Genomic DNA, 3,791 nt, shown 5'->3' on the forward strand with positions numbered 1-3,791 from the left:
AACTTTTGGGGTGCAGATCAATTTCTATGTCGTTTGTTTTTTGTACTTAAAAGATCAACACGCCCTAGACTCTCGCTGAATACACCTTAAACTTACTCGACTTCGCTAACACTTGATGTCTGCCAAATGCTTTATCCAATAAATCAGGATAAGGTAAAAAAGCGTTGGCGACAATGCGTAGCTCACCACTACGATTAAGATGTTGTTTAGCTTGTGCAATCAACTCTTCTACCGCACGGTATGCTGTATCTACACCATCGTGGAAAGGTGGATTTGACACAATCAGATCAAAACGCCCGTCAATATGGGAAAAGACATCACTTGCTACCACATCCCCTTCCAGCTGATTTTCTGTCAATGTTCGCTTGCTTGATGCCAATGCCATTGCGTGAATATCCGACATTGTCAGCTTGATTTTAGGAAATTGTTGTTTTAAGCAAGCCCCAATCACCCCAGCCCCACAGCCAAGATCTAACACTTTTCCTTTTAATCCATCTGCTTTATGGAAGGTGGAAAGCAACAATTTAGAACCATTATCCAGCTCTGCCGAGCTAAACACCGCAGGTAACGCAAACACATCAAGATCGCCCAAGCGGTAAGATTTCCAGAATTTTTTGCTATCAAAAGTAGGCACATTTTCCAGTCTAAAATGGTACAAGCCACAACGACGAGCCGAGTCAATCTTGGCTATCTCACCAAAGGGTTCAAGCAAAGTTTCCACTGAACGCACGCCGACACGGTTTTCACCTATCACCAATAATTCTTGACCAACTGACGCAGTTGCCAGCCATTGTAACAACTGAAATTGACACTCTTGCTTATTCTTCGTCCAGTAAAAGACTGCTAATTCTGCTTGCTGATAACATTCCAAGCCAAATTCCACGTTATTATAATAGCGAGCATAATCAAAATAGCTACTGAACGCCGCCACAGACTTTGCTATCGGCTGAATGAGTCCCGAAAAATCATCACGCACATCGCCAAATAACAATACATTTTTTTGCTCAAAGACGCTCAAGTGGCGTTCAAGCACTTCGCTTTCATTTGTAATCATTTGTTTTAAAAATTTTTTAAATTGAATTTGAAACAGATCGACATATTCTTAAATCTTCTATGTCTTACCGGATTAACTATTTTTTATTTGTGGGATAAGCACAAGATTAAATGCTCCTAAAATTTTTTGAATAGTTTCAAAACGAGGTTTACTTCCTTTAGATAGGGTTTTATATAAACTTTCTCTACCTAACCCCGTTTGCTTCGCAAGTTCTGCGATCCCCCTTGCTCTTGCTACATCATTAAGGGCTTCCAAAAACTCATCTTGATCGCCCTCTTTTAATACTTCTGCTAAATAGGCTTGTATTGTTTCTTCGTTATCCAAAAATTCAGCGACATCAAAAGGACGTAAACCGTGTTTTTCTGCCATTTCTTCATTAATATTCATTACTTCCTCCTGTCTGTTTTAATTCTGCCCACAATGCTTTCGCTTTCTCAATATCGGCTTGCAGTGTTGATTTATCACCACCTTGTAACAGAATATAAATAACATCGCCCTGCTGTGCATAGTAAATTCGATAACCAGCGCCTGTCGCTATTCGCATTTCATAAAGTCCACCAGTACCTGCAAGCGCTTTATGATCATCAAAATTACCTTTTACTGTATTCTTAATTCTTCTTGCCACTGTTGCTTTAGCAATAGGATTTTTTAAACCATCTAGCCACTTTGAAAAATTATCTGTAATAATGATTTGGTTGATAATTCCTGACATCGCTTTATCTCTACATTATCTAGCCCATTCAATTGTATCCAGTAAGATACATTAAATCAATAATTATTGTTTTGCTTAAATTTCCAAATTTAATGCAAAATAATTTCTGCATTTTACCGATTTTTGCTACTATTCCCCAACTTTTATGAGGAAAAATGATGAATCGCCGTGATCTACTTCTAACAGAAATGAATATATCCCAATGGGTACTTGTTAAACCGCAAGTACTCAAAGGCGATGCACAAATTCGCTTGGCGGATACGGTGAAGCTAGTGGTTGTTTGTGAAAAAGATCACCAACAAACAGGGTTGTTTCAAGATATTTTGCGGGCATTACAATTAAATCACGAGCAATATCAATGGATTAGCCTTGAGCAGGCAATGCGCTTACGGTTCGATCATCAACCAATCTTTTGGTTAATCCAATCCGAAGCGCAAGCGGTGCGATTTGCAAAAAAATTTGCAAATCAGACCGCTTGGCAGTGTGAGTCTTGGCAAAAACTTTCCGACCCCAAACAGAAACGTGAACTTTGGATAAAAATTCAACAGTGCATCTCCCCATAACTATGTAGGAAAAGCACAAATATGAAATTTTGATTCATTTGGTGTGTTTTTGCTATTTTATTAGCTTTTTTATTATAATAAAATTAGTTAGTTTTATTTTACTTTTTAATCAAAATGGCTATTAATAAAGATTCTATATTAGAGATGATAAATAATATTAATTTATCTGCTATTAATGATGTTAAATTATTTCCAGAGTTAGAAAGCTTTGCTCATGAATTAATGAATTCATCTAATCCACAGCAAAGATTTACTGCTTTAAAAATCAATAACAGACTTCAAGAAAACCCACATTATAAAACTTATTTGAAATCTGATTTTATTGAGAAAGAAATCAAAGAAGAGGCAAAAGAGAAGCAATATTTTAAATCTGCATATCAAAACAAAGAAGTAAATGTTTATCAAAATATTCAAATCAAAAAAAATAAGAAGAAAAACAAAATAAAGAGAATAATTTAAAAGAAAATTCATCTTATCATCATAATTATTTATTATATGACAAGTTATTTAACCAATTTGGGATGAGCTGGAATGATTTATCCAATCAAGAAAAACAAAGCTTTAGATCAGGTATAGAGCAATTTTCTGAGTTTGTTGAAAATGAGAAACTATTTTCTAACTTGAATAATCAAGATAAAGAAGATGCTAAAAATACTCAGATTGAAATTCAATCTGCTGCTATTGCTAATCAGCACAATAAACTTTCAGATGAAGAATTTAAAAAGAAAATTGAAGAACTTCAACAAAAATTATTTAATACTCTAACCAAATACAAAGATATTAGTAAAATTCAAGATTTAGAAGAAATTTATCAAATAAGAAAAGAGTATTCTGAATTAATTGATAATAACCCATCTTTAAATGATAAACAAAAAGAAATAATGAAAAAAGAATGGGCTTGGGAAACTGATGCTGTTCAACACTTATACTCAATTAGCCAGAGTGTAAAAAATCAGGAAAAGATAAATCCAGAGTATATTACATATATGTTAGGAGCTTTATATCTAGAAAAACCAAGCCAAAGCACCACTGAGGTCATTAAAACTTTATTTAATGAAAATCAAGCTGTTTTAGATGAAATCATGAAAGATCCAAGTTTAAAAGAAAAGTTTATTAAGGAACTCATTGTCAGTGAAAATAAAAGAAAAAATATACAATCTATTTTAGATGATAATAATGAAATAAAAGATAAATTAAGAGAATATGGAATTGACATTGAAAAGGAAATAAAGCAAAAAGAAGATGCTGATAATAAAACCAATAAATCAACAACTCCTAAGGAAGATATTGATGAAGTGACAAATCATGGTGATTTATCTTCAACTATTGATAAACATCCTAATGTGGGACAAAAAGTTGTCATAGAAGAAACTGTTTTAGAAACTAATGAAAATAAGATAACTTTAAAAAAACTAAAAAAGAAAGGGAATATAACTTTATGTGTAGAAGATCAGACTTGATC

The 3,791-nt window shown here is 33.5% G+C and carries 6 protein-coding genes; 3 read left to right on the forward strand and 3 right to left on the reverse strand.

What is annotated here, in order from left to right:
• Nucleotides 1-64: 64 nt before the first annotated feature.
• The 3 genes from rsmC to B0183_RS10880 all read right to left on the reverse strand — a co-directional run bounded on the left by rsmC (nucleotide 65) and on the right by B0183_RS10880 (nucleotide 1,766).
• Nucleotides 65-1,054, reverse strand: coding sequence for a 16S rRNA (guanine(1207)-N(2))-methyltransferase RsmC (gene rsmC / locus B0183_RS10870; RefSeq protein WP_021116485.1), 990 nt, complete (start codon nucleotides 1,052-1,054; stop codon nucleotides 65-67).
• A 72-nt stretch (nucleotides 1,055-1,126) separates the two neighbouring features.
• Nucleotides 1,127-1,423, reverse strand: coding sequence for an addiction module antidote protein (locus B0183_RS10875; protein WP_164681833.1), 297 nt, complete (start codon nucleotides 1,421-1,423; stop codon nucleotides 1,127-1,129).
• 7 nt (nucleotides 1,424-1,430) lie between these two features.
• Entirely contained in the window at nucleotides 1,431-1,766 is a 336-nt protein-coding gene (locus B0183_RS10880; protein ID WP_075630966.1) for a type II toxin-antitoxin system RelE/ParE family toxin, read from the reverse strand.
• 158 nt (nucleotides 1,767-1,924) lie between these two features.
• On the opposite strand from B0183_RS10880, the gene B0183_RS10885 reads away from it, so the two are divergent.
• From B0183_RS10885 to B0183_RS10895, 3 genes are all read left to right on the forward strand, one after another.
• On the forward strand, nucleotides 1,925-2,329 hold the full coding sequence (locus tag B0183_RS10885; RefSeq protein ID WP_078208784.1) for a DNA polymerase III subunit psi: 405 nt from the start codon (nucleotides 1,925-1,927) through the stop codon (nucleotides 2,327-2,329).
• A 114-nt stretch (nucleotides 2,330-2,443) separates the two neighbouring features.
• Nucleotides 2,444-2,788, forward strand: a complete 345-nt coding sequence (locus B0183_RS10890) for a hypothetical protein (protein ID WP_078208785.1) — start codon at nucleotides 2,444-2,446, stop codon at nucleotides 2,786-2,788.
• Between the two features lie 62 nt (nucleotides 2,789-2,850).
• Nucleotides 2,851-3,789: a hypothetical protein gene (locus B0183_RS10895; RefSeq protein WP_062923993.1), complete on the forward strand. Its 939-nt coding sequence runs from the start codon at nucleotides 2,851-2,853 to the stop codon at nucleotides 3,787-3,789.
• Nucleotides 3,790-3,791 lie beyond the last annotated feature (2 nt).

This window comes from Glaesserella parasuis (genome assembly GCF_002015085.1).
Lineage (GTDB): Bacteria > Pseudomonadota > Gammaproteobacteria > Enterobacterales > Pasteurellaceae > Glaesserella > Glaesserella parasuis.